The following is a 4,121-nucleotide window of genomic DNA, read 5'->3' on the forward strand; positions in this document are numbered from 1 at the left end:
GCAGTGGCAATGGTTTTATAATCACGAACGACCAAATATGGCATTAAATGGCTTCACGCCGATGCAGCATATTCAACGCATGACCTGATTCTATTTATCACCTCCGTTAAAAATGGGGGGATTACCCGTGTTCCTCTCTTAATCCCCGTTGAATACTTCGTTCGTAGTGCGTCCACTTTGGCTTGAGTTATGCCCAGGTAGGCGCGAGTGTGCTCCGTTGACCGATGGCCCAACATCTTACTAATGACTTCTAAATCCTCATTATTATTATGGGCAATCGTTGCCACGGTCTTACGTGCACTGTGCATACTGATCACTGCGTCCTGTGGTAACAATTTCTGCATCTTGAGCTTGTCCACTGCATACTGAATCTCTACATGGATTTTCGAACGGCTGATCGGCTTACCTCTGCTCCGGTTGCTGTCATTCTGGAATACATGCACATTATCCCCGCGCTCGTTATAGCGAGCCTTGAGCACCTCTCTTGCCGTCTCCGTCAATTCCACTTCTACGGCTTCCTTGGTCTTGTCCTGGGTGATGCGCAATACCTTGCTACCAATGTCCAGTTCGTCCCATCTCCATGACCGAAGGTCAACACCGCGAAGCTGTGTCTCTACTCCTATAAGGAAGAGATCCGCCACTGTCTGGCTCTTCTTCGCGATTTCTTCCACTACCATCTTCACCTGATCGGCGCTCTCCAGTCCGTCTGTACGCTTTGCACCCTTACTAATTGCCATTTCTCTACCTCCTCAATCTGTCTCGATGGAGTAAATATTGATCAAAAACATATAGATAGCAAGATCATTTTGCATGTATTTGCATAAATGTCTTATTGGAGGAATTTCAACGATATTAAGTGGCATTAAACGCGATTAAACCCGATTTAGGGGGCGCGGTTACTTGAGTTGCTTAACGGCGTGATCGAGGCCACCCCAATTCTGCCGTCCGTCCGTACCGAATATCTAAGCCATTGATTTATAATGATTTTATTCAATTTCCTCTTGTTTCATGAAAACTACATCTTGTCAATATATTTATTTTTCCATGCTGATTTTGCCCCAGGAATAGCCGAAAAAAGGCCAATAAATCGAGGTTGATCATAAGTGCTTGTTTCTACATAGAGATGAATAGGACAGATAACCTGAATGTCCTATTGAGGAGCGATATTGCACAGTAAAGGCGGCGTTAATGATAACGTCTCTCATTCAATTGATTGCATGATGAAATGATTAGAATGCTAACTAATTGTGGGTTTTTTGGCATGAAAATAAACCGATGTTTCATTTTTAGAAAAAGTCGTTAAGCCTTTCCGGTGGTGTTGGAATAGTACATTTGTCACGACGATCAGCTAAGAGCCGCACGGCGCAAGGTTTCAACAAAGTTAAGCGCTGCTGAAATGAAAGTTTAAAGTTTAACTTAGGCTACATTTCCTTGTTTATTTTATGGTTAATAACGTAGGGTTACTGCTTGATTTGTAGTGTGTTTAATGGTCTATTTGTGCCACTTTGCGCGGTAATAGTAGCACAGAACAAATGACAGAGCAGGGCGTAGACCTCAGTAGATATTTAAGGCACGGAGCGAAGATTACAGAAAATGGGTCTGACGATTGGCAAACTCCGAGAATTATCTACGAGGTGTTAAATAAGCGGTTCAGGTTTACTCGTGATGCAGCAGCCACGGCAGAAAATAGCCATTGTTTGAAATGGTGGAGTAGAGAAGATAACGCCTTATTAATGGATTGGACTCAGGAGAAATCTATTTTCTGTAACCCGCCTTATTCTAAGGTGGCTGAGTTTTTAGCAAAGGCACACGAGCCAGAGACAGCAGTATTTTTAATTCCGTTCAGACCGCAGACGGGATTTTTCTTGCGGTATGTTTGGGCTTCGCCATATCTGCATGAAATGATGATTATCCATCGTGGTATGAGGTTTATTCATCCAGAGAGATCAGACAGTGTTAGATCTCCGATGCCTGTAGTGGTGTTGGTTTATCATAACAAGCCCAGGGAGCGGGATTTATTAATCACGGTGAAGTGTGCGGATACTCTGAAACCCTTGCATGTGGTGGCGGGGCAGAGGCCTGGCCATCCATTGGAGCATGGTCACAGCATCAGAGATCAGATAATCCAGGAACATCAGCGTGGAGCGTCCGTTGCGGATCTGGTGAAGAAATACGAAGGGAAAGTGTCCCGGCGTAGTGTCTACCGTTGGCTAAAGTAACGAAATGGTACTTTGGATAACCCCTATCAAGATTGATACCCCTATCAGAACTGATACCCCCACCCCTATCAATCCTGATAGGACTACCCCTATCAAGTCTGATACCCGATAAGAATAAGTTAATAACAATTAACCTAATAAGAATGATCTTTATTCTTTTATGGTTCTTGCGCTGGTCGCAAATATTATTTGCTGGCGGCTCTTCGCCGTCACTCAAGGGGAAATGTCCTGGTACGCCGTTTGATGGCTTCCCGGACACCCCTGTTCCGCTCACGACGCAGCAAGGCGTTACTATTTACATTCTGGATTGTGCCAGGCTTTGGCCTTCGTGAAACGAGGCACAAGCATACTACGCCGTGGCGTAAATCACCTTGGCGCTGTGCGCGGAATTACCATCTGACCAACCAACTACCGTTGATTGACCATCTGATAAGCTGACTAACTTCAATCATCCATTCATGAACTAACGTTCACCCATGTAAGGTTTCAGTAAGTCAGGGGCTAAAGCTCACTTACTCTCATACCTCGTGTAAGTTCCCTAAGCCAACCAATCCAATCACTTATTAACCCTCCTACCTCCTGTAGTCGTGCTAATGGTTCTTGGGGTTGGGGATAAGTGCCAGAGGGCGGCAGTAGTGCAAGCATAACGCGCTTAGGCGCGCTGTAAGCGATTTTAATAGGGCAGGGAATGCAGAGGTAGCCTGAAAGCGTCAGAACGTCATACAGAGCGTTACAGGAGGATTTAATGCTATCTTATCGGTTAACTGCTCGGGTATGGATCATACCACAGATTTGTGTTGACAGCTATAGTTATTTTTTGTTATAAAGAGCATTAATCGCAAAGCAAAAATATAACGCCTTGAAAAAGATCAAAAATATTTCACAAAATCACCGTTGAGGGGTTGACAAAAGTTCAGAAAAATGTTAAAGTAGTCTTATGGCATAAAACTTTATCCACACAATCTAATCAACGCACTTTGAGCCGTCAGGCTGCAAGGTGTCTTTTTTATATACGCCAACCATAGGAGGTCAAACTGAGATATTTCGACGTTGAAGATACACTTCGACAATTAAAAGACGGAACCACCACCCGTTACCACATTCGAGCATTACGTAACGCTTGCCGCGCTCGTGGATACCACGAAAGAGAAGCCTTTCTCACAGAAGTATTGAAGCGCTGGGATGAAATCCGCACTGCGACCACTGAGTAATCTCACGAAGGAGAAAACACGATGAAAATCAATTTCACAACAGAAACTTACGAGGCGTTGATCAACCGTGCCAACAAAGAAGACAAACCCGCTGCCGCTCTGGTATCGGAACTCATAACAGCGATCCTTAGCAAAGAGGAAAATAATGAAGACAACAAAACACGAAAAGCTATTCCTGGCGATTGACTATGATTTACTCGGAATCACTTCCGTAGAAGTTAACGGCGAAACCCACGAAGTAAAACTCCACCACAAAATCGTTTACTCCTATCTGCAAAGCCTGTCCGGCACATTTAAACAGGTTACACCTTCGTTAACTGGTATCGGTAAACGGCTCGGCCTCGGTACAGATCAAACAGTACGCCGTCACATTAAAGACCTTGTTTCTTTTGGATGGCTACATGTGAAAGAGCGTTCAGGGTGTACAAGCATCTTCACCGTTCTACCTTATGCACAAGAAACGCAGCAGGAAGCCCCAGAAGAAGCGCCAGCACCAACAATGACCAAAGTTATTGAGGACGCTGTGATCGTGGCTGAGAGCGCCCCTGAAAGCGTTGCAACAACGGTAATCCCCCCGAAAAACCGGTGTGTTTATAAGTAGAATTTTCTCGTAATCTGAACCGGGGAGACCTCTATGAAAAAATCACGTTTTACCGACAGCCAGATCATGGCCATTCTTAAGCAAGCTGAG

The 4,121-nt window shown here is 44.6% G+C and carries 4 protein-coding genes; 3 read left to right on the forward strand and 1 reads right to left on the reverse strand.

What is annotated here, in order from left to right:
- Positions 1 to 53: 53 nt before the first annotated feature.
- Entirely contained in the window at positions 54 to 737 is a 684-nt protein-coding gene (locus MUU47_RS00305; protein ID WP_258986131.1) for a tyrosine-type recombinase/integrase, read from the reverse strand.
- Between the two features lie 795 nt (positions 738 to 1,532).
- Here MUU47_RS00305 and MUU47_RS00310 point away from each other — a divergent pair.
- The 3 genes from MUU47_RS00310 (at position 1,533) to MUU47_RS00320 (ending at position 4,031) form a co-directional block, all read left to right on the forward strand.
- Positions 1,533 to 2,219, forward strand: a complete 687-nt coding sequence (locus tag MUU47_RS00310; RefSeq protein ID WP_258986132.1) for a DNA N-6-adenine-methyltransferase — start codon at positions 1,533 to 1,535, stop codon at positions 2,217 to 2,219.
- A 1,232-nt stretch (positions 2,220 to 3,451) separates the two neighbouring features.
- Positions 3,452 to 3,616 carry a hypothetical protein gene (locus MUU47_RS00315; RefSeq protein ID WP_045619843.1) on the forward strand — a complete coding sequence of 55 codons (165 nt, stop codon included), beginning with the start codon at positions 3,452 to 3,454 and terminating at the stop codon, positions 3,614 to 3,616.
- Positions 3,576 to 4,031: a helix-turn-helix domain-containing protein gene (locus MUU47_RS00320; protein ID WP_258986133.1), complete on the forward strand. Its 456-nt coding sequence runs from the start codon at positions 3,576 to 3,578 to the stop codon at positions 4,029 to 4,031. The genes MUU47_RS00315 and MUU47_RS00320 overlap by 41 nt, the downstream gene beginning before the upstream one ends.
- Positions 4,032 to 4,121: the final 90 nt, after the last annotated feature.

It is taken from the genome of Scandinavium hiltneri, from assembly GCF_024764835.1.
Taxonomy (GTDB): Bacteria; Pseudomonadota; Gammaproteobacteria; order Enterobacterales; family Enterobacteriaceae; genus Scandinavium; species Scandinavium hiltneri.